This window comes from Gillisia sp. Hel_I_29 (genome assembly GCF_000744275.1).
Taxonomy (GTDB): domain Bacteria; phylum Bacteroidota; class Bacteroidia; order Flavobacteriales; family Flavobacteriaceae; genus Gillisia.
In genome coordinates this window covers 569,644-595,064 of record NZ_JQLP01000001.1, presented here as the reverse complement: position 1 = coordinate 595,064, position 25,421 = coordinate 569,644, and the positions used below count along the sequence as shown (strand labels likewise).

The following is a 25,421-nucleotide window of genomic DNA, read 5'->3' as shown; positions in this document are numbered from 1 at the left end:
GCTATTCTGTATGGTAATTAGTATAAATTATGGAAGCCTTAGAATTACCAATAACCTGTGCAAGCTCTTCTAATGATGCTTCTTTAATTCTTTTTAAAGATCGGAAATGTTTTAACAATTCTACCACGGTTTTGTCACCAATTCCACTAATAGATTCTAACTCGGTATTAAGCGCTTCTTTACTTCTCTTATTTCTATGAAAAGTGATCCCAAATCTATGCGCTTCATTTCTTAATTGCTGAATGATCTTTAAGGTTTCAGATCTCTTATCTAAATATAACGGGTAAGAATCTCCGGGATAGAATAGCTCTTCCAGCCTTTTTGCTATTCCAATTATTGCGATCTTACCTCTAAGATCTAACATTTCTAGTGCCTTTACGGCAGAAGATAATTGCCCTTTTCCTCCATCTATAATAATTAATTGCGGTAATGGTTCTTCTTCGCTTAACAACCTTTTATACCTTCTATACACCACCTCTTCCATAGAAGCAAAATCATCTGGACCTTCTACAGTTTTAATATTGAATTTTCTATAATCTTTTTTACTTGGCTTTCCATCTTTAAAAACTACACAAGCTGCAACAGGATTGGTTCCCTGAATATTAGAGTTATCAAAACATTCAATATGTCTTGGCTCTTCATGAAGTCTTAGATCTTCCTTCATCTGCGCCATAATTCTATTAACATGCCTATCTGGATCTACGATCTTCATTTGCTTGAATTGCTCCTGACGGTAATATTTAGCATTTCTAAGCGAAAGGTCTACTATCTGCTTCTTATCACCAAGCTGAGGAATAGTGATCTTAACATCTTCTCCAACATCAATTTTAAAAGGAGCGTAGATCTCTTTAGACAGCGAGTTAAAACGTTGCCTTATTTCTATTACTCCAAGCTCTAAAAGTTCTCTGTCAGATTCATCCAGCTTTTTCTTCAACTCTATGGTATGAGATCTAATAATAGAACCGTGGGAAATCTGCAAGAAATTCACATATCCAAAGCCTTCATCACTTACTATAGAGAATACATCTACATTGTTTATACGCGGATTTACAATAGTAGATCTTGCCTGATAATTCTCAAGCACTTCTATTTTATCTTTTATTTTTTGAGCATCTTCAAACTCCATCTTTTCGGCATGCTCTTTCATTTGTGTTCTGAACTGTTGTAAGGAATCTTTAAAATTCCCTTTTACGATCTGCCTTATTGCTTCTATATTTCTCCTGTATTCTTCTTCAGATTGATAAGCTTCACAAGGGCCTTTACAATTTCCCAGATGATATTCCAGACACACCTTATATTTTCCGTTTTGGATCTTTTCTTCAGAAAGATCATAATTGCAGGTTCTAAGCTTGTAAAGACCTTTAATAAGATCTAATAGCGTATTTACCGTTTTGAAATTGGTGAAAGGTCCAAAATACTCACTACCATCTTTTATTAATCTTCGGGTAGGAAAAACCCTTGGGAAACGTTCATTTTTAATACATATCCATGGATAAGTTTTATCATCCTTCAACATTACATTAAAACGAGGCTGAAGTTTTTTGATAAGATTATTCTCTAGCAGCAATGCATCTGTTTCTGTAGCTACCACAATATGTTTAATATCATGAATCTTCTTAACCATTACAGAGGTTCTATGAACATCATGGCGCTTATTAAAATAAGAGGTAACCCTTTTTTTTAGATTTTTTGCCTTACCTACATATAAGATCTTCCCATTCTTATCATAATATTGATAAACCCCGGGGCTATTTGGTAAGGTTTGTAGCTGTACTTTTAAATCTGGTGTTTCCATTACTCCAAAGATATTACATTCTTGGTAGCATTAAAATGCGAGGAGAGAACAAATGTTAAAATTTAAGTTGAATTGCAGACTCTAGAACGCTTTTAAAGCATTATTAAACCTGGATTCTCAATTAATAACTCGAATAGGAATTCACAAATAATCATTTTACTACCTTGCAGATATGGAAAAAAGAGTAATTGGGCGCTTTGACAAAGCAGACTTTCCGTTATTGGATCTGGAAGAGATTGCTATAAAAATTGATACCGGAGCTTATACTTCTTCAATACATTGTTATGATATTGTAGAAGAAGACGGGGTGTTACACTGCACATTCTTAGATGAAGAACACCCACTTTATAATGGAAAAGTCTTTACCTTTAATGATTATGACATCGTTTTTGTGAAGAGTAGCAACGGTATTCAACAAAAACGATATCAGGTTCAGTCTACTATAAAAATTTTTAAAAAGGTTTTCAAAATTTCCCTTTCTTTGTCTGCTAGGCAAGAAATGAAATATCCGGTTTTAATAGGTAGAAAATTTCTTAGCAAAAAATTTATAGTAGATCCCGAGTTAACAGACGTTTCTTTCAATTTAAATTCAAATGAACATAAAAATTCTTTCTAGAAATAGTAACCTATATTCTACTCAGCGCCTTATTGAAGCCGCAAAAAAACGAAATCATAATGTGGAGGTAATAGACCCTCTAAAGTGTGATCTTGTAATAGAAAAACGTAAACCTTCGATCTTTTATAAAGGGAAAATGATTACAGATACCGATGCGGTAATTCCTAGAATTGGTGCTTCTGTAACTTTTTACGGAACGGCTGTAGTAAGACAATTTGAGATGATGGGGGTGTTTACAACTACAGAATCTCAATCTCTAGTTAGAAGTAGAGACAAATTAAGAAGTTTACAGGTACTTTCTAGAGCAAGATTAGGACTTCCAAAAACTGTTTTCACCAACTACTCTAAAGATGTTAGTGAGGTTATAAAACATGTTGGAGGAGCGCCATTAATCATTAAACTTTTAGAAGGAACTCAGGGTCTGGGTGTTGTACTGGCAGAGACCAACAATGCAGCAGAATCTGTTATTGAGGCTTTTAATGGATTGCAAGCTAGAGTTATAGTGCAGGAATTCATTAAAGAAGCCGGAGGTGCAGATATTCGGGCGCTTATTGTAGATGGCCATGTGGTTGGCGCTATGAAAAGACAGGGGAAAGAAGGTGAATTTAGATCTAATCTTCACAGAGGAGGTAGCGCAAGCGTTATAGAACTTTCTGATGATGAAGAGATAGCGGCAATAAAAGCTGCAAAAGCAATGGGGCTTGGTGTAGCTGGTGTAGATATGCTTCAAAGTTCTAGAGGACCACTTATTTTAGAGGTTAACTCTTCTCCGGGATTAGAAGGAATTGAAAATGCTACAGAAAAAGATATCGCAAAAACTATTATAAGATACATCGAAAGAAACGTATAGTTTATGGCTCATATAGACAAAGACGACGTACTTGAGATCTTAGGTAAAAAAATTCTCCCAGGAACCGGAGCTGTGATCAATTTGAACATGGCTAAGTTATATACCACAACATCAGTTGAAGTACCGGTGGTTATTGAGAGATCCAAAAAACCAGGGCCAGTAGTTCTTATTACAGCCGGAATGCATGGAGATGAGATAAACGGGGTTGAAATAGTAAGACAACTCATCTCTAAGAATATTAATAAACCCGTAAAGGGAACTATTATTTGTATTCCTGTTGTGAACGTCTTTGGATTTCTGAACCTTTCTAGAGAATTTCCTGATGGGAGAGATCTTAACCGCGTTTTTCCAGGAACAAAAAATGGTAGTCTTGCTAGTAGATTTGCATTTCAGTTTGTCTCTAAAATACTTCCGGTGGCAGATTTCTGTCTAGATTTTCATACCGGAGGTGCTAGTAGATTTAATGCTGCACAAATTAGAGTTCAGAAAGGAGATGAGAATAGCCTTAAATATGCTAAGATCTTTAATGCTCCTTTTACTATGTATTCCAAAACTATAGCAAAGTCGTACCGAGAAACGTGCTATAAACAGGGCAAAATGGTTTTACTCTTTGAAGGTGGGAAATCATTAGATAGCAATAAAGACATTGCAAAACATGGTGTAGATGGCACCACTAGGATCTTAAATCATTTAGGTATGCTAAAGCCGCGTTTTATTTGTGAGGATCCACCGCTTAATAGTATTTTAATAGAAAGTAGCGCCTGGATGCGAGCTAAATATAGCGGGATGCTCCATGTGAAGATCGCTTGTGGTAAATTGGTAGAAAAAGGCGAGTATATTGCAACAATAACAGATCCCTATGGAAAATTTCGACATAAGGTTACCGCCAATCATTCTGGATATATTATTAACGTAAATCAATCTCCTATTGTTTATCAGGGAGATGCCATCTTTCACATCACCACGCATTCTCAGGCAAAGCATGAAAAAGACACTAAGGAGTAAATACAAAGAGTTAAGATCAAATTTATCTTCTGAAACCATAGAAGATAAAAGCATAGATATTGCCAATAAACTTTTAGAACTACCTATTTGGGACTTTAGCTTTTATCATCTTTTCTTAACAATTTCAGATAAAAAAGAAATTGATACAGAGCCAATTTTACACATTTTGCAGGGTAAAGATAAAAATGTGATTCTTTCCAAGAGTAATTTCAACACAAATAAGCTAACCAACTACTTACTTACAGACACCAGCGTTATACGCAATAATGAATGGGGAATTCCAGAGCCCGTAGATGGCATCGAGATTCCTTCAGAAAAAATAGAAGTAGTGTTTGTACCCCTTTTGGCTTTTGATGAATACGGCCATAGAGTAGGATACGGAAAAGGATTCTACGATAAGTTTTTAGGAGAATGCAATAAGGATGTTATTAAAATAGGACTCTCACTTTTTGAAGCGGAAAAGCAAATTCCGGAAATATTAGAGACAGACATCCCTTTAAATTATTGTGTAACTCCAAATAAAATATATACATTTAAGAAATAATTTAAAATATTTAAGTTATTTTCATTTTTCTTATCATTTTCATCAAAATATGACAACAATTTAATGCTTAACGACCTACAGTTAAACAGTATTCTGGAAGATTTTGATATTGCTTATTGGAAAGTAAATCTTCACACAAAAGAAATTATCTGGTCAGATCATTTTGAATCTTTAGTTGGGGAACCACCTTCAAACACTTTATTTTTTGAACATTTTCTAGAAAAGGTTCTTCATAAGGATTATCGTTATGACTTTAGAATAGAATTTGATAAGTTAAGAACAGATCCTCATAATTTTAATCAGGAAGTTAAGATCAAACTTCAAAATGATAAATATAGATGGTTTGAGTGCCGTAGCCTTAAGAACAAGGAAAACTCTAATAAAGACATTGCCGTTCTACTTTTTGTAAATATCCATCAGAGCAAAAGAGACCAATACACCATAGAAGAGAATTTTTTCTACTATAGAGAAACCGCAGATATGACCTCTACCGGTGGATGGTATATAGATACCGTTACCAATAATATATATTGGGATGATGTTACCAAAAAGATTTTTGAATGCCCGCTAGATTTCAATTTAGAGTATAATGAAAGGCTTCGCTATTATGCTCCAGATCATCAGGAAAGCGCCTTGATGATTTTTGATAAATGCGAAAAATATGGAATTCCATTTAAGGCGGAGTTAAAAATGGTTACCCTTCATGGAAGAGAATTTTGGATACGGGCTACAGGAAAACCGGTTTATAATGAAGAACAACACATAATAGGTATAAGAGGAGTTTTTCAAGATATAGATATAAATAAGACCAATGAAATTAATCTGCAGAATTCTTTAGACATCATTGCTGCACAGAATTCTAGATTATTCAATTTTGCCCATCTTGTTTCACATAATCTAAGATCTCATAGCAGCAACCTTAGTTTGGTATCACAATTACTTCAAGATTCCAAAAAACCAGCAGATAAATTAGACCTTATAAGTAACGTAACAGATATTTCTAAAAATCTAGATACAGCGATCACTCAGTTAAACAATTTGGTATCTCATGAGAGCATATTGATCAAGGAACGAAAAAATATTAAGTTTAAAGACACGCTTAATATCGTTATGACTTCAGTATCATCCCTTATAAACCGCGAAGGCGCTGAGATTGTTGCCGATTTTTCTGCACTGAAAGAAATTGAATATATTCCGGAATATCTAGAAAGTATTTTACTAAATTTAATCACTAATGCAATTCGCTATAAACAACCGGGTAGGAAACCGGTTATTTTCATCCAAACATACCTTTCTCAAGAACAGGCATTTATGGAAATTAGCGATAATGGCATGGGTATAGATCTGGATCTACACGGGGAACGTATGTTTGGTATGTATAAGACCTTTCATAAAAATTCAGATGCTAAAGGAATAGGACTGTTTATCACCAAAAATCAGGTGGAAACATTAGGGGGTTCTATTGCTGTTACCAGTACTATTAATATTGGTACAACTTTTAAAATAAAATTCTAGATCTAAAAAAATGGGGCAAAAAATAGAGCTAGCGTGTATTATTGATGATGATAAAATATACGTGAACTTAGTTAAGAAGATCATCGAAATTAAAAAACTTTCTGAAAATCTACTGATCTTTAAGAATGGTTTAGAGGCTTTAGATTACTTTAAGGTGATATTAACCAATATGACAGAAGACAAACTTCCAGATATTATGTTCTTAGATCTAAACATGCCGGTAATGGATGGCTGGGAATTTTTAAGTGAATTCATAAAGATCAAAAACAACTTTGACAAAAAGATAACGCTATACGTGGTATCTTCTTCTATAGACCCAAGAGATCTAGAGCGTGCAAAATCTTTTAATATGGTTACAGACTATCTTATTAAGCCTATTGAGCTAAAGAAATTTGAACGTATCTTCGATAAAGAAGTAGCATAACTCACTTAACTTTCTGAAGCTTCTTCGTTCTTAGGAAATGTCTTTTTATTGAAGAACAATAAGAAAATTACTCCTATACTAATAGCAGAATCTGCTATGTTGAAAACAGGTTCGAAGAATGTGAAGTGATTTCCTCCCCAAATAGGGAACCAGGAAGGCAACGTACCATCAAATAATGGGAAATAAAGCATATCTACCACCTTTCCGTGAAATATTGTACCATAGCCTCCACCATTAGGTAAAAACTCTGCTACGTGCCCATAACTATCTGTGAATACCAACCCGTAGAACACAGAATCTATAATATTACCAAATGCTCCAGCAAAAATAAAGGCAATGGCCAGAATTAGCATTCTAGAGCCATTTTTTCTAACAGAATCCCATAACCAGTAACCAATACCAGCAATAGCTCCTAGTCTAAAAAGCGTGAGTAACAATTTACCATATTCCCCAGGAATTTTTGCACCCCACGCCATTCCTTCGTTTTCTACAAACAAGATCTTGAACCAACTTAGCACCCCCTCTTCTTCTCCTAAAACGAAATGAGTTTTTACGTATATTTTTGAGATCTGATCTATTAATAAGATCACTATTATAATGAGACTTGCTTTCTTTAAAGACATGGATTGTAAATGTTATAAACGGCTCAAAAATACTAATATTATTTAGTTTTTAACTACTCTAATATCACCGTCTATAGAAGAGAGTTTTATTTGATGATATCCTAATAAAGGCATTGGTATTTCCAGCATTCCATTTCTAGTCTCTGCATCTATATTAGCATTATTTGTTGCAAGATATATGGAACCTTTATAGGTATTTATTACTGCATTCCCTTGAAAAGGATCTAACTTACAGTATCCAGATTGCAGCTCCAACTCTAGACTTTTAAAAGATCCAGATCCAATTACCGAGGCTATATTAGATCTTATATGAACCTGAATATTCTCAGGAATTTCAATACTCATTTCTAAAGAAAATACTTTATGAGCACTTAGTTTATCAAAACCACCCTGCAGGTCTTCATTAAAAACTGAGGTAATCATCATTTTCGTGCCCTCCATTTTTATACTTAAGGCAATATCATTATAATATTCTCCTGTTGCATGAGTGGTAACAGAAACCTTATCTGTACTAGAAGTTGAAATATGTATCTTAAAGATCTCATCTGTATTTATATGAAGCTGCTGTAAATCTTTAGCATCAAAAATCCTGGTGGAGTTCTTTTGAGAGAATAAAGAACCACTTGTTAGTACAAAAAATAATATACTGATGATTAATTTCATAAAATATTATAACTAAAAACGCTCCATTCTATAGGTTTTTAGAAGGAGCGTTTTGTGTATTAGAAAATAATAACGTTTAACGTTGTAAATTCTTTGCTTCTATGCTTAATGTAGCATGAGGAACTAATTTTAATCGCTCTTTCGCAATTAGTTTTCCAGTAACTCTACAAATACCATAAGTTTTACTTTCAATTCTAACCAAGGCATTTCTAAGGTCTCGAATGAACTTTTCCTGGCGAATGGCAAGCTGAGAGTTTGCTTCTTTACTCAAGGTCTCGCTGCCTTCTTCAAAAGCTTTGAAGGTTGGAGAAGTATCATCTGTACCGTTATTACCATTGTTAACATAAGAACTCGTATAAAGTCCTAATTGTTCTTGCGCTTTTTGGATCTTAGCCTGAATTAGTTCTTTGAATTCAGCCAGATCTGCATCGCTGTAACGCTCTTTAATTTCTGTGGACATGGGTTTAATGTTTTTTGACACATAATTTAGTAACAACATCGTCAAAGCTAACTTCCGTACCGTCTGTTATCACATCTGCGAATTCGAGATTGGCAGTTAATGTCTCGTTTTTAATATAGTTCATATTGTGCAAAACAGCATCCTCGACAACACTATTTTTCAGTAGGGTTACGTCTATCGTGTCTGTAACTTCAAACCCAGAATCTTTTCTCAGATTTTGAATTCTATTTACAAGTTCACGGGCAATACCTTCCATTTTAAGCTCTTCACTAATTTGAACATCCAGAGCTACCGTAATATTTCCGCTGCTTGCAACCAACCAGCCTTCAATATCTTGAGAAGTTATTTCCACATCTTCAGGAGCTAATTTAATCATTTTTGAATTTACCTCAACATTAAGCTCCCCTTCTCTTTCTAATGTTGAAATATCATCAGCAGTAAAATTATTAATAACATTCACTACCAATTTCATATCCTTTCCAAATCTCGGCCCTAATGCTTTAAAATTTGGTTTGGCTTGTTTAACCAATATTCCTGAAGCATCGTCAATTAATTCGATTTCTTTAACGTTCACTTCAGATTTTATAAGATCTTCTACCGCTGCGATCTCTGCTTTTTGAGCTTCGTCCAATACAGGAATCATAATTCTTTGAAGCGGTTGCCTTACCTTAATCATTTCTTTTTTACGCAAAGAAAGTACCAAAGACGAAATGGTTTGCGCCTTTTCCATCTTGTGTTCCAGTGCCTTATCTACAAAAGCCTCATTATAGCTAGGATAGTCTGATAAGTGAACAGAATCAAATTTCTCTTTATTTGTTGCAGAATTCAGGTCTTTATAAAGTCTATCCATAAAGAATGGAGCTACAGGAGCACTCAATTTTGCTACCGTTTCCAAACAAGTATACAAAGTTTGGTAAGCAGATATCTTGTCTTGCTCGTAATCTCCTTTCCAGAAACGTCTTCTGCTCAATCTAACAAACCAGTTACTAAGGTTTTCCTGAACAAATTCTGAAATTGCTCTGGTTGCTCTTGTAGGTTCGTATTCTGCATAAAATTCGTCCACTTTCTTAATAAGTGTATGCAATTCTGAAAGTATCCATCTGTCTATTTCTGGTCGATCTTCTAAGGCAACATCTTCTTCTTTATAGGTAAAGTTGTCTATGTTGGCATAGAGCGTAAAGAAGGAATAGGTATTATAGAGCGTTCCGAAGAATTTTCTACTTACTTCTGTAATTCCTTCAAGATCAAACTTTAAATTATCCCATGGATTTGCGTTAGAGATCATGTACCATCTGGTAGCATCCGGGCCAAAAGCTGCTAAAGTCTCAAATGGATCTGCAGCGTTTCCTAATCTCTTAGACATTTTTTGCCCGTTCTTATCTAGAACTAGTCCGTTAGAAACCACATTCTTATAAGCAACCCTATCAAAGATCATAGTTGCTATTGCATGTAATGTATAGAACCAACCTCGAGTTTGATCTACTCCTTCTGCAATAAAATCTGCCTGCATTAAGCCTTCATCTTCCGGCTTTTCAAATGGATAATGCCATTGTGCATAAGGCATAGAACCAGAATCAAACCAAACATCTATAAGATCTGACTCCCTTTTCATAGGTTTTCCGGAAGCCGAAACCAATGTAATAGTGTCTACTACATTTTTATGAAGATCTACTAGGTCGTAGTTCTCTTCACTCATATTATCTACTTCAAAAGATTTGAAAATATCTTCTTTCATAAAACCTGCTTCCACAGATTTTGCCATTTCAGACTTCAATTCTTTTATAGAACCAATAATGATCTCTTCTTTTCCATCTTCTGTTCTCCAGATAGGAAGTGGAATTCCCCAGTATCTACTTCTAGAAAGATTCCAGTCATTAGCATTTGCCAACCAGTTTCCAAACCTACCTTCTCCGGTAGCTTTTGGTTTCCAGTTAATGGTTTTGTTCAATTCAAACATTCTATCCTTAACATCTGTTACCTTAATGAACCAGGAATCTAAAGGATAGTATAATATAGGCTTATCTGTTCTCCAGCAATTTGGGTAGCTGTGAACATATTTTTCTACTTTGAAAGCCCTGTTTTCTTCTTTTAACTGAATGGCGATCTCTACATCTACAGATCTCTCGGGAGCTTGCCCATCGTCATAATATTCATTCTTTACATACTTCCCACCATATTCTCCCAGTTCTGGACGAAATTTACCTTGCAGATCTACTAATGGAACAAGATTGTCATTCTCATCTTTTACCAGTAAAGGTGGAACTTCTGGAGTTGCTTGTTTTGCTACAAGCGCATCGTCTGCACCAAAAGTAGGTGAGGTATGCACTATTCCGGTACCATCTTCTGTAGTCACAAAATCTCCAGAAATAACTCTAAACGCATTTTCCGGATTGTTATATGGTAGTACAAACGGCATTAATTGCTCATACTTGATCCCTACAAGATCTTTCCCAACAAAACTATCGCCTATAATGAATGGAATTTTATCTCCTTCTTTATAACCTTCCAAACCATCTTCAGAATCTACCTTTTTAAATTTTTTATCGAATTGCTTTTCCGCAAGATCTTTTGCAGCAATTATAGTTATTGGCTCAAACGTATATTGATTGTAAGTCTTTACAGTAACATATTGGATCTTTGGCCCCACTGTTAAAGCAGTGTTAGATGGCAAGGTCCATGGAGTGGTTGTCCATGCAATAAGGTAAAGATTCTCAGAAAATTCTTTTAAAAATTCTGGTAATGTTTCCGGCTTTGTTTTAAACATGGCCGTTACCGTAGTATCTGTAACATCCTGATACGTCCCCGGCTGATTAAGCTCATGAGAACTTAAACCAGTTCCTGCTTTTGGTGAGTAAGGCTGAATGGTGTACCCTTTATAGATAAGGTCTTTTTTATAGATCTCAGAAAGCAGCCACCAAACTGTTTCCATATATTTTGGTTTATAAGTAATGTATGGATCTTCCATATCCACCCAATATCCCATTTTTTCAGTAAGGTCATTCCAAACATCGGTATATCGCATTACCGCATTTTTACATGCAATATTGTATTGCTCTACGCTAATTTTGGTGCCAATATCTTCTTTAGTAATTCCAAGTTCTTTCTCTACTCCAAGCTCTACCGGAAGGCCATGGGTATCCCAACCTGCTTTTCTTTTTACCTGAAACCCTTTTTGTGTTTTATATCTACAAAAAATATCTTTAATAGCTCTGGCCATTACGTGGTGGATTCCAGGTAGACCATTTGCAGAAGGTGGCCCTTCAAAAAACACGAATGGCTCTTTACCTTCACGTGTAGTTACGCTCTTTTCAAAAATATCATTCTCTTGCCAGTACGCTAGAATTTCTTCTGCTACTTTAGGTAAGTCAAGTCCTTTATATTCAGCGAACTTTGTGCTCATTTTCTAGAAATTTCTTATGAGTTGCGAAAATAATGCTTTTTAGCAAAACCAAAGTGCCTAAATGATTAAAATACTAACCTACTTAGTTCAACAAGATCATAGCTATTGAATTGATATAAATAATTAAGAAATAGCAAATAATCAGTAAAAAAAGTTGCCTGAAATATTAATCTAAAGATTTGCGAAGGATAGCAAATTTTAGAAAATATAGCTAACCGCCAAGATCAAATTTCTCCCTGCTGCAGATATTCCTGAAGAATAGGTTCTATATCGTTGATCTGTAAAATTTTCTAATGAAAGTGTTGTAACCCAATGATCTGAGACCGCCAACTGCCCTGTAACATTAAGAGTATACCAATTTGCAAAATATGGATTATCATTATGGTCTAAAGCATATAAATAATCTTTACTCTGTTCTGATGGAGCCAATTCATCAAAATCTAACTTTCCATTGTATTCTGAAAATAGATCCAATTTTAATCTACCACTTACCCATATTATGTGTGTATTTCCAAATATAGGAGCGGCATGTCTTAAAGGCGCTTCTTCACCGTTATCCTGCTCTTCTTCTCCTTTTGTATAAGTAAGCTGAGATAATAACTTTATACCTTCTATTAATTTAACCTCAACGCCAGCTTCTAAACCATAAACATAGGCACTTGCAGCATTTTGAATTGCTTGCACTCTGCTAGATTCTCCTTGATATTCTATACTGCTATTGCCATTCATAACAAAATCTCGTCTAACCATCGCATCTTCTAGATAGGTATAAAAAGTAGCTAAATCTAAGGTGATTCTTTTAGACAATTTCCAACCTAAATTAAGCTCTCCATTATATGCATACTCAGGTTTAAGATCTGGATTTGGAACAACTACAGCACCAGGTTCAGAATCAAAAATCTTTCCAATATCGTCTATATTTGGCGCTCTAAATGCTGTAGAAAGATTAAGTTTCCACTCCAGCTTCTCATTTTGTTGCCAGCTTACACCTGCATTTCCTGTTAACGCTCCGGTATTTAGGTTTGCATCAGAAAATGGATAATCATACGTTTCAATCGGAAAATCTGCCTTTATCTTTATAAAATTATACCTCAATCCATATTGTAAATTTAAATCATCTCTAAGTTGCCAATTAGAACTAATATATGCTGCCATAGATTGCCATGTAGATTTATCTGGATATCTGGAAGAATTATACCCAATGGCATCTGTAAGAATATTAAACGCATATCCACTAGAGTTTATCTTGTTTGCCACGTATTCCAAACCATAGAATAATTTGTTCTTGTTATAATCTTTTACCACATCCAAGTTCGCGGAATAAGCATGTACTTCTTCTTTATTGCTATACAGAATTTCTGATGCTAACTTTCTGTCAAACCTGCTTTCTTCAAAGTTTTGATAAGCTCCTGTAAATTGAAGATTATCATACCACGTTCCATCTCCCTTTTTATTAATTTTTATGTTTCCCATAAACCAAGCTTGCGGACCATAATACCACTCTGCATATTTCAACGTTCCACGGCTCTTTTGTTCCAACCTATCATATCTGGAATAATTAGACGTATTTGAATAAATAAGGCCGAGATTGAGATCCCAAAGATCATTAGGACTAAAAGAAATTTTTTGAAGTAGGTTGATCTGTTCATAACCTGTAGGCACTTGTTTTTTACGATCTTTATTGACCCTTACCAGATCTTCTCCGCTAGATCTAATTACATATTCCGGTCTTAAAAATTCATCGGGCCCATGGCTTCCCATTTTAAGATCTTCAAAATCAGAATAAGAAATACTACTAAGAAAAGCCCAATTTTGTAACCCGAAATTGAAATCTGTATGGACGGTTCGTTCATTATCAGCTGTAGATGTTCTAACATATGCATTTGCTAAAAAAGTAGATGGTCCAGCAGAAGCGTAGGTAGGACTTAAGGTATAGAAATTCATAACGCCCCCAATGGCATCACTCCCATAAACCACAGAACCAGGGCCCATAATAACCTCTGTACTTTGTATGGCAAGCGGATCTATAGAAATGATATTTTGAATATTTCCACTTCTAAAAATAGCGGTATTCATTCTAACACCATCTACCGTAATTAATAACCTATTGGTAGAAAATCCTCTTATCATAGGGCTCCCCCCTCCAAGTTGACTTTTTTGAACATATACATTGCCCGTACTCTCCATTAAATCTGCAGAGGTTTGAGAGTTAGAGAAAATAATATCTTCCTTAGTTAAACTTACAATCTTCTGTGCAACTTCTTTTCTTCGTTGCTTAAATCTATTTGCTGAAAGCACCACTTCTTTCAACAAATTTTGGTCTTCGGTAAGATAAATTACAGGCTCTCCTGAAATCTCTAATTTTAAGATCCTCTTTTCTAAATGCGAAATATGCTGAAAGATTAAGAGGTCCTCTCTAGAAAATATAGAAAGATCTATATTTCCATTTTCATCGCTTATTGCACTTTTAGATCTATCTTTATTATAAACAGCTACATTAGATATTGGTGAAAAAGTGGTTTCATCTAGAACTTTGATCTCTTGGGCATACAGCGAGATATTACAAATAAATAACGTGAATATGAATAATAAGATCGTGCGCATTTAATTGAAGATTTCATGAAAGACTGCCAAAGATTTTGGCTTTTTAAAACTTTCAATATGAAGCTGAAAATAAAGGATTATCATATTTAAAAAATCAGAACGTTTTTCTTTAGATAATTTGATGTTCTGAATATCTTCCCACTTAACCTGTAGGAATTGCTGAAGAACGCTAACATTATAGCCCTCTACGCAATAATTGTTAGTCTTAGAATCTTGAAAAACTCCTTCCAACATATTAAAATACAAGTGGTCCATATCAGAATCATCCGGATAAAATCCTAGATACTGTGTTAGTTTAAGCATGAACAATAAATGAAAATTTGCAATTTCAGAATGTTCATCAAGCCAATTCATGCTATTCTTTAAAAACTGATATAAACTTTCGTTTTGCTCCTCTTCCTGAATAGCATTCTTAAGGATCTCAGATAGGAATAATACGAGTGTAGATTTTACCACATTGGTGTGCAAAGATCTATACGTATAAACCACCTTAGCTTCCTGCATATATTCTAAAGTGCCTTTATCTTTATGATTGGCATCTATTTCCAACTGCGTTAAAGGTTGAAACATGGAGGTTTTGAACTTGCCTTTTTTTGATTTTAAAATACCTCTTAGCAAATACGTTTTAAGTCCGCTAGTTTGCGTGTAGCATTTTACAATGAGATCTGCCTCAGAATATTTTAAAGCGCTAATAACTATGGCTTCTGTATGAATTTGCATTTGGAAAATATAAAACTTGAAGATAGCAAAAAAGCCACTTTACAGTGGCTTTTTCTAAAATTTTATAGTGTAGTAAACTATACTACTCCTTGTGCTAGCATCGCATCTGCAACTTTCACAAATCCTGCAATGTTTGCTCCTTTAACATAATCAACATATCCATTATCATCACTTCCGTATTCTACGCAAGCATCGTGAATATCTTTCATGATCTCATTAAGTTTTTTATCTACTTCTTCTGAAGTCCAGCTATATCTCATAGAGTTTTGAGACATTTCTAAACCTGAAGTAGCTACTCCACCAGCATTAGAAGCTTTTCCTGGAGAAAATAAGATCTTAGCTTTCTGGAATACCTCAATAGCTTCTGGAGTACAAGGCATGTTAGCACCTTCTCCTACAAGCATACATCCGTTATCTACCAATGTCTTAGCATCCTTCTCATGTAACTCATTTTGAGTTGCACAAGGAAGCGCTACATCACACTTAACACCCCAAGGAGTTTCTCCTTCAAAATATTTCGCGCTAGCGTATTTATCTACGTACTCGCTAATTCTTCCTCTCTTAACATTCTTAAGATCCATGATAAATGCTAATTTATCTTCATCTATTCCAGCTTCATCAAGAATGTATCCTCCAGAATCTGACATTGTGATGATCTTAGCTCCTAACTCTGTTGCTTTCTCTGTTGCATATTGCGCAACGTTTCCAGAACCAGAAATCACAACGGTTTTTCCTTCAAAACTATCGTTCTTTCTTTGCAACATATTTTGTGCAAAATATACGTTTCCGTATCCTGTAGCTTCTGGTCTAATTAAAGACCCACCATACGTAAGACCTTTTCCGGTAAGAATTCCGGTAAATTCATTTCTTAAGCGTTTGTACTGCCCAAATAAGAATCCAATCTCACGTCCACCAACTCCAATATCTCCAGCAGGCACATCTGTATCTGCTCCAATATGGCGTTGAAGCTCTGTCATAAAACTTTGGCAAAACTTCATTACTTCATTATCAGACTTTCCTTTTGGATCAAAGTCTGAACCACCTTTACCTCCACCCATTGGCAAAGTTGTAAGGCTGTTTTTGAATACTTGTTCAAAAGCAAGAAATTTAAGAACGCTAAGGTTTACCGTTGGGTGAAAACGTAATCCACCTTTATAAGGTCCAATAGCAGAGTTCATCTGAATTCTAAAACCTCTGTTGATCTGAGTTTTTCCCTCATCATCTAACCAAGGCACACGAAACATAATTACTCTCTCTGGCTCCACCATGCGCTCTAACAACATGGCATTTTGATATTTTTTATTCTTTTCTATAAATGGGATCACCGTTTCTGCAACCTCATGAACAGCTTGCATAAATTCGGGTTCGTTTTGATTTCTTTTAGAAACAACATCTAAAAAATCTTTTACATTTTTATCCATAATGTAGTGATAATATTGTTATTATAACTTTATCGTAATTTCATACAAATATAAAAGGAATATGATGAAGTATCGTCATTTTTTATATTTTGATATAAAATTAACGCCCTAATATACAGACTGCATATATTAATGCAAAAAGTTAATATTTCGTTAAGTAGGATTTTATATCTTTGTTAAGACTTCAATGCCCCTTCATATGAAGAAATCCCTACTATTTATATTAATATGCGTTCTCTTTCTGTCTTATTCGGAAAGAGGTTATGCCCAACTCGGAATTTCTCATGAAATTGGAGTATTAGTGGGCCCAACCTCCTTTTTTACAGATTATGGCGAACGATGGGATATTCAAAATAATATAAGTAACTCTGGTTTTGGATTGGGTTTGGTACATTATATGAACTTTGCTTACAGAGCAGAGTGTAGTTGCTATACCAGAGATCGTTACTTCAATGATCATTTTAAGATTCGTACAGAAATAGATTATTTTAAATCTAAACTAGAACATTATGGTCCTGTAGCTGCTAAAAGAAGTATTGGAGGAAAATTATTGAGGGCTATGCATGGAGAGTCTCAAACTATTGAAATTGGAGCTTCGTTAGAATACTATCCTTTAAGCATTAGAGATTATACCGCGTTTTCCTATCTTTTTTCACCATTTGTTAGCCTGGGAGTTCATTTTGTAAATTACCAGCCAGGTGCGTATTCAGATCTTGGTTCTTTAGACGATCCTAACAATGTATTCCCAACCTTTGTAGGTGGTATAGATCTTTCCAACGGCTCTACCTGGGCGGTTGCTGCAAGTGCAGGCGCACGTTACAAATTAACACGCTCTAGCGATCTGGCAATAGAATCTAGATGGCATTATTATAATACAGATTGGCTAGATGGTCTTAATATAGATGCCCCACAGAATAAAGCAAAAGATTGGATTCTTTGGGTTAATGTGGGCTATATCTATTATTTGAACTTCTAATTTTAAAAAATAATAAATGCATTGCTAAGCTAAAGCTTGTTTAAGATCTGAAATTAGATCTTCTTCATCTTCAATTCCAACGCTAAGCCTAATTAAAGAATCTACCACACCTGTTTTTTCTCGTTCCTCTTTTGGAATAGAAGCATGCGTCATACTTGCCGGATGCCCGGCTAAAGATTCAACACCTCCAAGGGACTCTGCCAAAGTGAAGACTTTTAATTTTTCTACTACACTTACAGCTCCCTTTAGAGAGTTCTCCTTTGTAGTAAACGAGATCATTCCTCCATACCCAGACATTTGTTTTTTAGCAATTTCATGATTTGGATGATCTTCAAATCCCGGCCAGTATACCTTATCTACTTTAGGATGAGATCTTAGAAAATGGGCTATTTTCTCTCCATTTTCACAGTGTCTTTGCATTCTAATATGTAAAGTCTTTATTCCTCTAAGCACTAAAAAACTATCCATTGGCCCAGCAATTGCGCCAATGGCATTTTGTATGAAATAAAGTTTATCTGCAAGCCCTTTATCATTCACCACCAAAGATCCCATCACCACATCACTATGGCCGCCAAGGTATTTGGTGGCACTATGCATTACAATATCGGCACCAAGCTCCAAAGGTTGCTGTAAATAGGGAGTAGCAAAGGTATTATCTACAGCCAATATTAAATTATGCTTTTTAGATACCGCTGCAACAGCTTCTATATCTATAATACTCATCATTGGATTTGTGGGAGTTTCTACCCAGATAAGTTTTGTATTGGTATTGATTAATGATTCTATTTTAGAAGAATCCTGCATTCCAACAAAGTGAAATTTAAGACCTAGACCTTCAAATATTTTTGTAAATAATCTATATGAACCACCATAAAGATCATTGGTAGAAATAATTTCATCTCCCGGTTTAAAGAGTTTCATTACCGCATCTATAGCGGCAAGACCAGAACCAAATGCTAAACCAAATTTTCCATTCTCAATACTAGCCAGTGCATTTTCTAATGCAGTACGTGTTGGGTTTGCGCTGCGAGAATATTCATAACCTTTATGCCCCCCAGGAGTGGTTTGAGAATAAGTGCTTGTCTGGTATATTGGAGGCATTACAGAGCCATAAGCAGGGTCTATATTTTGCTGTCCTCCATGTATAGTTTTGGTGTTAAATTTCATACTTAAATATTTAATGTAAAAGTAATGCTCGTATTTGCGATTGACAAAATAGCACGTACCTTTATCCCTAATTTAACAATGAATATCTATCGTGAAAAAACTGCTTTCAACCCTCTTAATCCTTGTGATACTTGTGGGATGTACTAATGACAAAACTGAATTAACCTTTGAAGAGATTGCACTAGACCAAGTTTCTGAAACAAATTGTGTTTCTGAAGAAGAGAATTGTGCTTTTATAAGTATTCACACTCCTATGGCCACCAATAAGGGCGAGGTTAGTAAAGCATTGAACGATAATATTGAACAACACATTATAAGTCTGGTAGATTATCAGGAAGAAGATGATATTTCTAGCTTAGAAGCCTTGGTGCAAAGATTTATGGATAACTATGAAGCTTCTGCAAAAGAGTTCCCGGAATATAACATTCCATGGGAAGCATCTGTAGAAGGAAAATTAGTAAATGAAACTCCTGAAGTAATTTCTATAGAATACAAATTGGCTCTTTTTACCGGAGGTGCCCATGGCTATACCAGTATTACTTACGTAAATTTTGATCCGGAAACCGGAAATATCTTATCAAACGATATGATATTCAATTCAGAATTTAAGCAATATGCAGAAAAGCTTTTTAGAGAAAAGAATGAAATTCCTGAAAATGAATCTATCAATAGTACTGGATTTTTCTTTGAAGACGATCAATTTCATTTACCGCAAAATATTGGAATCTTAAACAATAAGATCATTTTAAGATATAATGCCTACGAGGTAGCATCTTATTCTGAAGGCGGAATTCAATTAGTGATCCCTATGGAGAAAGCACAGAATTATATGAATTTGAACTAATAGCCTTTCAAATGTTCTGAGAAGTAAATTGATCTATTTTGTTTTAAATACAATATCATGAAAAAAATATTCCATCTATCCACTTGTGGAACCTGCAAAAAGATCTTAAGTGAAATTGAGCCATCTTCAGCATTTATTCTTCAGGATATAAAAGAAGAACAGATCACAGAGGATCAATTAGATGAAATGAAAGAATTAGCTGGCAGTTATGAGGCACTTTTTAGCAAAAGAGCTAGACTTTATAAAGAAAGAGAGCTAAAGAACGAAGATCTTTCTGAAGACCGTTACAAAAATTTGATATTAGAGCATTATACTTTTTTAAAGAGACCTGTAATTATTGATAATGACAAGATCTTTATAGGTAACGCAAAAAAAACAGTGGAGGCCGCGAAAAAAGCTATTCATGAGTAAAAGAATGCTTGCTATTTTAGCAGCAATTGCGGCAAGCACCATCTATGGTATAAATCATACTATAGCTAAAGATGTGATGCCTATTTATATTCAACCTTTTGGATTTATCCTTTTAAGAGTTACCGGCGCAGCGATTCTTTTTTGGCTTATCAGCTTTTGGGGACCCAAAGAAAAGATATCAACTTCAGATTGGCCAAGGATTTTAGGATGCGCTGTATTTGGAATGGTAATAAATATGCTACTATTTTTTAAAGGATTAAGTCTTTCTACGCCAATTAACAGTTCTGTAATTATTACCGTATCACCAATTCTGGTATTAATATTAGCAGCAATTCTTATTAAAGAAAAAATAACTTTCCTTAAGATCATTGGCATTATTGTGGGCCTTGGAGGTGCCTTAACACTAATATTTTTTAGCAATCAACACACCGCCAATGCACCAAATATTCCTTTAGGAAATTTCTTCTTTATAATAAATGCTTTCTCCTACGGGATGTATCTTATCCTTGTAAAACCTTTAACTGCAAAATATCATCCATTTACACTTATGAAATGGCTCTTTTTATTTGCGGTGATCATCAATTTCCCAATAACGATCTCAGAATTTAAAGAGGTTGCGTGGAGTGCGCTCCCCATTCACGCCATCTGGAAATTAGGCTTTGTTGTAGTTGGAACCACCTTTGCCACTTATTTACTTAACATTTTTGCCTTAAAAGAGCTTTCTGCAGCTACCATAAGCTCGTTTATTTACTTACAACCGCTAATCGCAATTATTTTCGCAGTTAGTACCGGCGCAGATACTTTAGGAACCGTAAAAATAGTTGCTGCAATTTTGGTTTTTGCAGGAGTTTATATGGTTACCAAGAAAACGAAGACCTCTAGATCTCTGTCTTAAGATCTACAGGCTTTTTACCAAATCTACGAGTATCTTCTTTTGTAAGAATTTTAAAATCTTCAGTATGAGAAAGCTGGTCTAATTTTTTGTATAATTCTTGCGGCAATCTAGACAACTTTCGTTCTTTTAAATCTATCCAAGCACCCATCATCTCACAATGAGCAAAATTTCTACCCTTATGATCGTAGAAATTATGAGCAAATTCAAAATACATTCCATCTTCAGACAGACCTTTTAATTCCAAACTTACTTTTACAGGTTTTCCTGCAAAAACCTCTTTGAAATAATATACATGCTCATAAAACACTACCGGACCTAAATTGTGAACTGCCATTTCTTCTTGTCCAAAACCATTTTCCATTAAAAATCCCATACGGGTATGACTCATAAAATTGATGTATGCGGTATTTGCTAAATGCCTGTTCGCATCTATATCACTCCATCTTATATCAAATTCTTTAGTATACATATTTAAAATTTTCGATAAAAATACAAATTATTATTATGCATGCATAACATTTTAAATGAGGTTTAACCTATGCTCACGAGTAAAATTTCCCGAAATTTGCCATTATGCCACTACTCAAAAGTCATTATCGCCCTTCTTATTTATTTAGGAACTATCATATTTCTACTATTTACACTTCAGTTTTTAGAAAAGTAAAAGATGTAGATCAACACAGAGAAAGGATTGAGCTGGAAGATGGAGATTTTTTAGATATAGACTGGAGTTATTCAGCTAAAAAAAAATCTACTAAAGTATTGATCATACTGCACGGCTTAGAAGGTAATGCACAAAGGCCTTATGTAACTGGATTAGCAAAATTATTCAATGACAAAGGCTGGGATGTAGCCGCTATGAATTTTAGAGGTTGCAGTGGGGAGATGAATAGACTTTATAGATCTTATAATGCAGGGGCTAGCGAAGATCTTAAAGCCGTAATAACTGAAATTCTATCTAAACAAAAATATACACAGATTGCACTAAATGGATTTAGCTTAGGCGGTAATGTGGTACTCAAATATTTAGGTGAAGGGAATGAACTTCCTAAAGAATTGATAGCGGCAGTTGCTATATCAACTCCAGTAGACCTTGCCGGCTCATGTCAAAAACTGGCAGAATCCAAGAACAGTCTGTATTCTAAAAGGTTCTTAAAGAAATTAAAAGAACAACTGTATTTAAGAGAAGGTAAGTTTCCTAAAGATCTGGATAGAGCAAAGATAGATTCTTGTAAAACTTTGGTTTCTATAGATGATCTTTATACGAGTAAAGCTCATGGTTTTAAAGATGCTGCAGATTATTATTCCAAAAGTAGCGCACTAAATTTTATTGAAAATATTAAGATCCCAACACTTCTTATAAACGCCAAAAATGATGAATTTTTATCTGAATCCTGTTATCCTGTAGCGCTTGCAAAAAGCAATTCTAATTTCTATTTAGAGCTTCCAGAATATGGTGGTCATGTAGGATTTCTTCAGAAGAAAGAACATACGTATTCTGAAGAAAGAGCTTTAGAATTTATAAAATCTCATAGTTAACAGACTTTCCGGAAGTTTCTTTGTGCTGGTGAAGATTTGATTATCTTTGCCCAACCTTTTAAAAATCAAGCATGATTCAATCAATGACCGGGTTTGGGAAAAGCCTTTTGCAACTCCCTTCCAAAAAGATCACCGTAGAAATTAAGTCGCTTAACAGCAAAAATTTAGACTTAAACGCCAGAATCCCGGGACAATACCGCGAAAAAGAATTGCCTTTGCGTAATCTTATTGGTAATTCGCTTACTCGTGGAAAAGTAGATTTCTCTCTTTATGTTGAAGTTACCGGAGAAGAAACTACGGCTTCTATTAACCCAGCAGTGGTCAAAAAATACATGAATCAGCTTAGAGAGCTTAGCAATGGTGATGAAACAGAGCTGTTAAAGATGGCGGTTAGAATGCCCGATGCTTTAAAAACAGATCGTGAAGAAATTGATGAAACTGAATTTGAATCTATTGAAGAGGCTGTTAAACAGGCATTAGTAGAGATCAATAATTTTAGATCTGACGAAGGAAATGCGTTGGAAAAAGATCTAAAATTACGAATAGAAAATATTGAAAGACTTTTAAAGGAGATCATTGCCATAGATCCGGAAAGAATAGCCGGAGTAAAAGAAAGATTAAGAAAGGGAGTGGCAGATCTTAAAGAGAAAGTTGATGAGAATAGGTTTGAACAGGAATTAATGTTCTACATAGAGAAATTTGATATTACTGAAGAAAAAGTAAGATTGAACAATCACTTAGATTATTTTAAAGAAGCCATAGATTCTGAAGATTCCAATGGTAGAAAACTTGGATTTATTTCTCAAGAAATGGGTAGAGAGATCAATACCATTGGAAGTAAATCTAACTACGCCCCTATGCAACAGCTGGTGGTGCAAATGAAAGACGAATTAGAGAAGATCAAAGAACAACTTTTAAACGTACTTTAATGAACACCGGTAAGCTTATAGTTTTTTCTGCACCTTCGGGATCTGGAAAAACAACCATCGTACACTACCTATTAGCTAAGAAAGAATTAAACCTGGAATTCTCAATTTCTGCAACCTCTAGAGCGCCAAGACCAGAAGAGGTAGATGCTAAAGATTATTATTTCTTAAGCCTTTCAGATTTTAAGAAAAAAATAAAAAATGAGGAGTTCTTAGAATGGGAAGAAGTGTATAGAGACAATTTCTATGGAACTTTAAAGGCAGAGATAGAACGTATCTGGTCTCATGGCAAACATGTGATCTTTGATATTGATGTGGTAGGAGGACTGGATATTAAGAACATCTATCCGGAAAAAACTCTTGCGGTCTTTGTAAAACCTCCTAGTATTGAAGAGCTGAAGATACGTTTGAAAAAACGTAAGACAGAATCTGATGACAAAATAAATATGCGGGTTGCAAAAGCATCTATAGAACTGGCTACCGCACCTCAATTCGATTTTATCATTGAAAATATTCATCTACAAACTGCACTAGATGAAGCCTATAATTTGGTTTCTAATTTTGTAGAGGCAAATGTAGATTAGACATGAAAAAGAAGATAGGCTTATACTTTGGTACTTTTAACCCAATCCATATGGGCCATTTGATAATTGCCAATTATATGGCAGAATTTTCAGACCTGGATGAAATTTGGTTGGTAGTTACACCTCACAATCCTTTTAAGAAAAAAAGCAGCCTTTTAGACAATCATCATAGATTAGAAATGGCTTTATTGGCTTGTGAAGGTTATGAAAAGTTAAAGCCTAGTGATATAGAATTTAAATTACCTCAACCTAATTATACCACCACTACGTTGGTAGCTTTAGAAGAAAAACATCCCACTCACGATTTCTCTTTAATAATGGGAGAAGATAATTTGAAAAGCTTCCATAAATGGAAAAATTATGAAGTGATCTTAGAAAGACATTCCATATACGTTTATCCAAGAATATCTGGAGGTATTATCGAAAATCAATTTAAAGATCATTCTAAAATTCATAGAGTTGATGCACCAATAATTGAATTATCTTCTACATTCATTAGGAAAGCAATTAAAGAAAAGAAGAATATCCAACCGATGTTACCAGAGAAGGTGTGGGAATATGCAGATAGAATGAATTTCTATAAATAAAAAGACTGTTTAAAGAATTATTTTTGAACATCGGGTTGATTAAATGATCCTACTTTTTTCATTGTGGAACAATAACCTAGCACTTCGACTGCGCTCAATGTAATATTCGCAAATTCTTTAAACAGTCCTTTAAAACTATTCTATTATAATATATTATTTATCTAAAGCTGGTATTCTTAATACTTGCCCTGGGTATATCTTATCTGGATCTGAAAGCATAGGTTTATTTGCTTCGAATATCGTGTGATATTTATTGGCATTCCCATAATGCTCCTTAGCTATTTTACTTAAGGTATCTCCTCTTTCTACCGTATGAAATACAGATTCTGGTTCTTTATTCTCAACCTCAAGATTATCCTGAACCTGTGCAATACCATCTACATTTCCAACTACAAGCACTATCTTTTCTTTATTAGATTGATCATAAGCCAATCCAGAAACAGTTGCCAGTTCTCCATCTATAGTAATATTTAAATTACTCACTTTCAAATTAAGATCCTGAATAGTTTCTTTCAACCTTGAAGCAACTTTCAAATCTTCATCATGCTCTTTTTGGATGTTGGTTTTGGTAACTTCTGGAGAGGATTCTTTGGCTTTTTTATCTTTTCCAAATAATTTTTCTCCAGCATTCTTAATAAAATTAAATAATCCCATATGTTGTTTTTTTGTTTATTCTAAAATACTAAATCCCTCCATTACCTTTTCAGAATAAAGTATTAAAGTTTTGTTACTTAAATTAAAAAGAAAAACAGCACTGCAAATAAAATCTGCAATGCTGTTTTACTAAATAACCAACCCAAAAAACTAAAATAATTGAGAAATAGATATTCCTAACCATTCTCTCTATTCTAA

General features: G+C 34.6%; 25 protein-coding genes. 14 read left to right on the top strand and 11 right to left on the bottom strand.

What is annotated here, in order from left to right; translation table 11 throughout:
- Position 1: 1 nt before the first annotated feature.
- Positions 2-1,795, bottom strand: a complete 1,794-nt coding sequence (gene uvrC / locus P163_RS02780) for an excinuclease ABC subunit UvrC (protein ID WP_034887382.1) — start codon at positions 1,793-1,795, stop codon at positions 2-4.
- Positions 1,796-1,967: 172 nt separating this feature from the next.
- On the opposite strand from uvrC, the gene P163_RS02775 reads away from it, so the two are divergent.
- The 6 genes from P163_RS02775 (at position 1,968) to P163_RS02750 (ending at position 6,749) form a co-directional block, all read left to right on the top strand.
- Positions 1,968-2,411 (top strand): ATP-dependent zinc protease, encoded by a 444-nt coding sequence (locus tag P163_RS02775; RefSeq protein WP_034887381.1) that lies wholly within the window; start codon positions 1,968-1,970, stop codon positions 2,409-2,411.
- Positions 2,389-3,261: a 30S ribosomal protein S6--L-glutamate ligase gene (rimK, locus tag P163_RS02770; protein WP_034887378.1), complete on the top strand. Its 873-nt coding sequence runs from the start codon at positions 2,389-2,391 to the stop codon at positions 3,259-3,261. The genes P163_RS02775 and rimK overlap by 23 nt, the downstream gene beginning before the upstream one ends.
- A 3-nt stretch (positions 3,262-3,264) precedes the next feature.
- Complete coding sequence (locus P163_RS02765) at positions 3,265-4,266, top strand: succinylglutamate desuccinylase/aspartoacylase family protein (RefSeq protein ID WP_034887375.1); 1,002 nt, start codon at positions 3,265-3,267, stop codon at positions 4,264-4,266.
- Positions 4,244-4,810, top strand: a complete 567-nt coding sequence (locus tag P163_RS02760) for a 5-formyltetrahydrofolate cyclo-ligase (protein WP_034887373.1) — start codon at positions 4,244-4,246, stop codon at positions 4,808-4,810. The genes P163_RS02765 and P163_RS02760 overlap by 23 nt, the downstream gene beginning before the upstream one ends.
- 63 nt (positions 4,811-4,873) lie before the next feature.
- Complete coding sequence (locus P163_RS02755) at positions 4,874-6,325, top strand: PAS domain-containing protein (RefSeq protein ID WP_034887371.1); 1,452 nt, start codon at positions 4,874-4,876, stop codon at positions 6,323-6,325.
- Between the two features lie 10 nt (positions 6,326-6,335).
- The gene (locus P163_RS02750) at positions 6,336-6,749 is read left to right on the top strand and encodes a response regulator (protein WP_034887369.1); all 414 of its coding nucleotides are present in this window, start codon (positions 6,336-6,338) and stop codon (positions 6,747-6,749) included.
- A gap of 5 nt (positions 6,750-6,754) precedes the next feature.
- On the opposite strand, the gene P163_RS02745 is transcribed toward P163_RS02750, so the two are convergent.
- The 7 genes from P163_RS02745 to gdhA form a co-directional block, all read right to left on the bottom strand.
- Complete coding sequence (locus P163_RS02745) at positions 6,755-7,372, bottom strand: lipoprotein signal peptidase (RefSeq protein WP_034887367.1); 618 nt, start codon at positions 7,370-7,372, stop codon at positions 6,755-6,757.
- Positions 7,373-7,414: 42 nt separating this feature from the next.
- Positions 7,415-8,035: a hypothetical protein gene (locus P163_RS02740; RefSeq protein WP_034887365.1), complete on the bottom strand. Its 621-nt coding sequence runs from the start codon at positions 8,033-8,035 to the stop codon at positions 7,415-7,417.
- 76 nt (positions 8,036-8,111) lie between these two features.
- A complete protein-coding gene (locus tag P163_RS02735) occupies positions 8,112-8,495 on the bottom strand; it encodes a TraR/DksA family transcriptional regulator (RefSeq protein WP_034887759.1) in 384 nt (127 codons plus the stop codon).
- A gap of 4 nt (positions 8,496-8,499) precedes the next feature.
- Complete coding sequence (gene ileS, locus P163_RS02730) at positions 8,500-11,895, bottom strand: isoleucine--tRNA ligase (protein WP_034887364.1); 3,396 nt, start codon at positions 11,893-11,895, stop codon at positions 8,500-8,502.
- Positions 11,896-12,093: 198 nt separating this feature from the next.
- On the bottom strand, positions 12,094-14,499 hold the full coding sequence (locus P163_RS02725; RefSeq protein WP_034887363.1) for a TonB-dependent receptor: 2,406 nt from the start codon (positions 14,497-14,499) through the stop codon (positions 12,094-12,096).
- Entirely contained in the window at positions 14,500-15,219 is a 720-nt protein-coding gene (gene recO, locus P163_RS02720; RefSeq protein WP_034887362.1) for a DNA repair protein RecO, read from the bottom strand.
- A gap of 77 nt (positions 15,220-15,296) precedes the next feature.
- A complete protein-coding gene (gene gdhA, locus P163_RS02715) occupies positions 15,297-16,640 on the bottom strand; it encodes an NADP-specific glutamate dehydrogenase (RefSeq protein WP_034887361.1) in 1,344 nt (447 codons plus the stop codon).
- Positions 16,641-16,839: 199 nt separating this feature from the next.
- Between gdhA and P163_RS02710 the strand changes: the two genes are divergently transcribed.
- Positions 16,840-17,616, top strand: a complete 777-nt coding sequence (locus P163_RS02710) for a THC0290_0291 family protein (RefSeq protein WP_034887359.1) — start codon at positions 16,840-16,842, stop codon at positions 17,614-17,616.
- A gap of 24 nt (positions 17,617-17,640) precedes the next feature.
- On the opposite strand, the gene P163_RS02705 is transcribed toward P163_RS02710, so the two are convergent.
- The gene (locus P163_RS02705; protein WP_034887357.1) at positions 17,641-18,783 is read right to left on the bottom strand and encodes a cystathionine gamma-synthase; all 1,143 of its coding nucleotides are present in this window, start codon (positions 18,781-18,783) and stop codon (positions 17,641-17,643) included.
- Positions 18,784-18,916: 133 nt separating this feature from the next.
- Between P163_RS02705 and P163_RS02700 the strand changes: the two genes are divergently transcribed.
- From P163_RS02700 to P163_RS02690, 3 genes are read left to right on the top strand one after another with little or no spacing between them, the layout of a single operon-like run.
- Positions 18,917-19,627 (top strand): DUF3298 and DUF4163 domain-containing protein, encoded by a 711-nt coding sequence (locus P163_RS02700; protein ID WP_231556142.1) that lies wholly within the window; start codon positions 18,917-18,919, stop codon positions 19,625-19,627.
- Between the two features lie 57 nt (positions 19,628-19,684).
- A complete protein-coding gene (locus tag P163_RS02695; protein ID WP_034887354.1) occupies positions 19,685-20,038 on the top strand; it encodes an arsenate reductase family protein in 354 nt (117 codons plus the stop codon).
- Positions 20,031-20,933, top strand: a complete 903-nt coding sequence (locus P163_RS02690; protein ID WP_034887352.1) for a DMT family transporter — start codon at positions 20,031-20,033, stop codon at positions 20,931-20,933. The genes P163_RS02695 and P163_RS02690 overlap by 8 nt, the downstream gene beginning before the upstream one ends.
- On the opposite strand, the gene P163_RS02685 is transcribed toward P163_RS02690, so the two are convergent.
- Positions 20,917-21,402: an acyl-CoA thioesterase gene (locus P163_RS02685; RefSeq protein ID WP_034887350.1), complete on the bottom strand. Its 486-nt coding sequence runs from the start codon at positions 21,400-21,402 to the stop codon at positions 20,917-20,919. The two genes, P163_RS02690 and P163_RS02685, sit on opposite strands and share 17 nt — an antisense overlap.
- A 104-nt stretch (positions 21,403-21,506) precedes the next feature.
- Between P163_RS02685 and P163_RS02680 the strand changes: the two genes are divergently transcribed.
- The 4 genes from P163_RS02680 (at position 21,507) to nadD (ending at position 24,569) form a co-directional block, all read left to right on the top strand.
- Positions 21,507-22,472, top strand: a complete 966-nt coding sequence (locus P163_RS02680) for a YheT family hydrolase (RefSeq protein ID WP_034887347.1) — start codon at positions 21,507-21,509, stop codon at positions 22,470-22,472.
- A 71-nt stretch (positions 22,473-22,543) separates the two neighbouring features.
- A complete protein-coding gene (locus P163_RS02675) occupies positions 22,544-23,401 on the top strand; it encodes a YicC/YloC family endoribonuclease (RefSeq protein ID WP_034887344.1) in 858 nt (285 codons plus the stop codon).
- On the top strand, positions 23,401-23,982 hold the full coding sequence (gene gmk, locus P163_RS02670; protein ID WP_034887341.1) for a guanylate kinase: 582 nt from the start codon (positions 23,401-23,403) through the stop codon (positions 23,980-23,982). The genes P163_RS02675 and gmk overlap by 1 nt, the downstream gene beginning before the upstream one ends.
- A 2-nt stretch (positions 23,983-23,984) precedes the next feature.
- Positions 23,985-24,569 carry a nicotinate (nicotinamide) nucleotide adenylyltransferase gene (nadD, locus tag P163_RS02665; RefSeq protein WP_034887339.1) on the top strand — a complete coding sequence of 195 codons (585 nt, stop codon included), beginning with the start codon at positions 23,985-23,987 and terminating at the stop codon, positions 24,567-24,569.
- A 153-nt stretch (positions 24,570-24,722) separates the two neighbouring features.
- On the opposite strand, the gene lysM is transcribed toward nadD, so the two are convergent.
- Complete coding sequence (gene lysM / locus P163_RS02660; protein ID WP_034887337.1) at positions 24,723-25,223, bottom strand: peptidoglycan-binding protein LysM; 501 nt, start codon at positions 25,221-25,223, stop codon at positions 24,723-24,725.
- Positions 25,224-25,421: the final 198 nt, after the last annotated feature.

What these genes read in the sequence shown, in the direction of transcription:
- P163_RS02775 (WP_034887381.1), top strand. Translation starts at nt 1,968, where the DNA reads ATGGAAAAAAGAGTAATTGGGCGCTTTGACAAAGCAGACTTTCCGTTA.
- gmk (WP_034887341.1), top strand. Translation starts at nt 23,401, where the DNA reads ATGAACACCGGTAAGCTTATAGTTTTTTCTGCACCTTCGGGATCTGGA.
- P163_RS02695 (WP_034887354.1), top strand. Translation starts at nt 19,685, where the DNA reads ATGAAAAAAATATTCCATCTATCCACTTGTGGAACCTGCAAAAAGATC.
- P163_RS02760 (WP_034887373.1), top strand. Translation starts at nt 4,244, where the DNA reads ATGAAAAAGACACTAAGGAGTAAATACAAAGAGTTAAGATCAAATTTA.
- P163_RS02765 (WP_034887375.1), top strand. Translation starts at nt 3,265, where the DNA reads ATGGCTCATATAGACAAAGACGACGTACTTGAGATCTTAGGTAAAAAA.
- uvrC (WP_034887382.1), bottom strand. Translation starts at nt 1,795, where the DNA reads ATGGAAACACCAGATTTAAAAGTACAGCTACAAACCTTACCAAATAGC.
- P163_RS02680 (WP_034887347.1), top strand. Translation starts at nt 21,507, where the DNA reads ATGCCACTACTCAAAAGTCATTATCGCCCTTCTTATTTATTTAGGAAC.
- P163_RS02705 (WP_034887357.1), bottom strand. Translation starts at nt 18,783, where the DNA reads ATGAAATTTAACACCAAAACTATACATGGAGGACAGCAAAATATAGAC.
- gdhA (WP_034887361.1), bottom strand. Translation starts at nt 16,640, where the DNA reads ATGGATAAAAATGTAAAAGATTTTTTAGATGTTGTTTCTAAAAGAAAT.
- lysM (WP_034887337.1), bottom strand. Translation starts at nt 25,223, where the DNA reads ATGGGATTATTTAATTTTATTAAGAATGCTGGAGAAAAATTATTTGGA.
- nadD (WP_034887339.1), top strand. Translation starts at nt 23,985, where the DNA reads ATGAAAAAGAAGATAGGCTTATACTTTGGTACTTTTAACCCAATCCAT.
- P163_RS02735 (WP_034887759.1), bottom strand. Translation starts at nt 8,495, where the DNA reads ATGTCCACAGAAATTAAAGAGCGTTACAGCGATGCAGATCTGGCTGAA.
- recO (WP_034887362.1), bottom strand. Translation starts at nt 15,219, where the DNA reads ATGCAAATTCATACAGAAGCCATAGTTATTAGCGCTTTAAAATATTCT.
- P163_RS02710 (WP_034887359.1), top strand. Translation starts at nt 16,840, where the DNA reads ATGAAGAAATCCCTACTATTTATATTAATATGCGTTCTCTTTCTGTCT.
- P163_RS02745 (WP_034887367.1), bottom strand. Translation starts at nt 7,372, where the DNA reads ATGTCTTTAAAGAAAGCAAGTCTCATTATAATAGTGATCTTATTAATA.
- P163_RS02685 (WP_034887350.1), bottom strand. Translation starts at nt 21,402, where the DNA reads ATGTATACTAAAGAATTTGATATAAGATGGAGTGATATAGATGCGAAC.
- P163_RS02725 (WP_034887363.1), bottom strand. Translation starts at nt 14,499, where the DNA reads ATGCGCACGATCTTATTATTCATATTCACGTTATTTATTTGTAATATC.
- P163_RS02675 (WP_034887344.1), top strand. Translation starts at nt 22,544, where the DNA reads ATGATTCAATCAATGACCGGGTTTGGGAAAAGCCTTTTGCAACTCCCT.
- P163_RS02740 (WP_034887365.1), bottom strand. Translation starts at nt 8,035, where the DNA reads ATGAAATTAATCATCAGTATATTATTTTTTGTACTAACAAGTGGTTCT.
- rimK (WP_034887378.1), top strand. Translation starts at nt 2,389, where the DNA reads ATGAACATAAAAATTCTTTCTAGAAATAGTAACCTATATTCTACTCAG.
- ileS (WP_034887364.1), bottom strand. Translation starts at nt 11,895, where the DNA reads ATGAGCACAAAGTTCGCTGAATATAAAGGACTTGACTTACCTAAAGTA.
- P163_RS02755 (WP_034887371.1), top strand. Translation starts at nt 4,874, where the DNA reads ATGCTTAACGACCTACAGTTAAACAGTATTCTGGAAGATTTTGATATT.
- P163_RS02690 (WP_034887352.1), top strand. Translation starts at nt 20,031, where the DNA reads ATGAGTAAAAGAATGCTTGCTATTTTAGCAGCAATTGCGGCAAGCACC.
- P163_RS02750 (WP_034887369.1), top strand. Translation starts at nt 6,336, where the DNA reads ATGGGGCAAAAAATAGAGCTAGCGTGTATTATTGATGATGATAAAATA.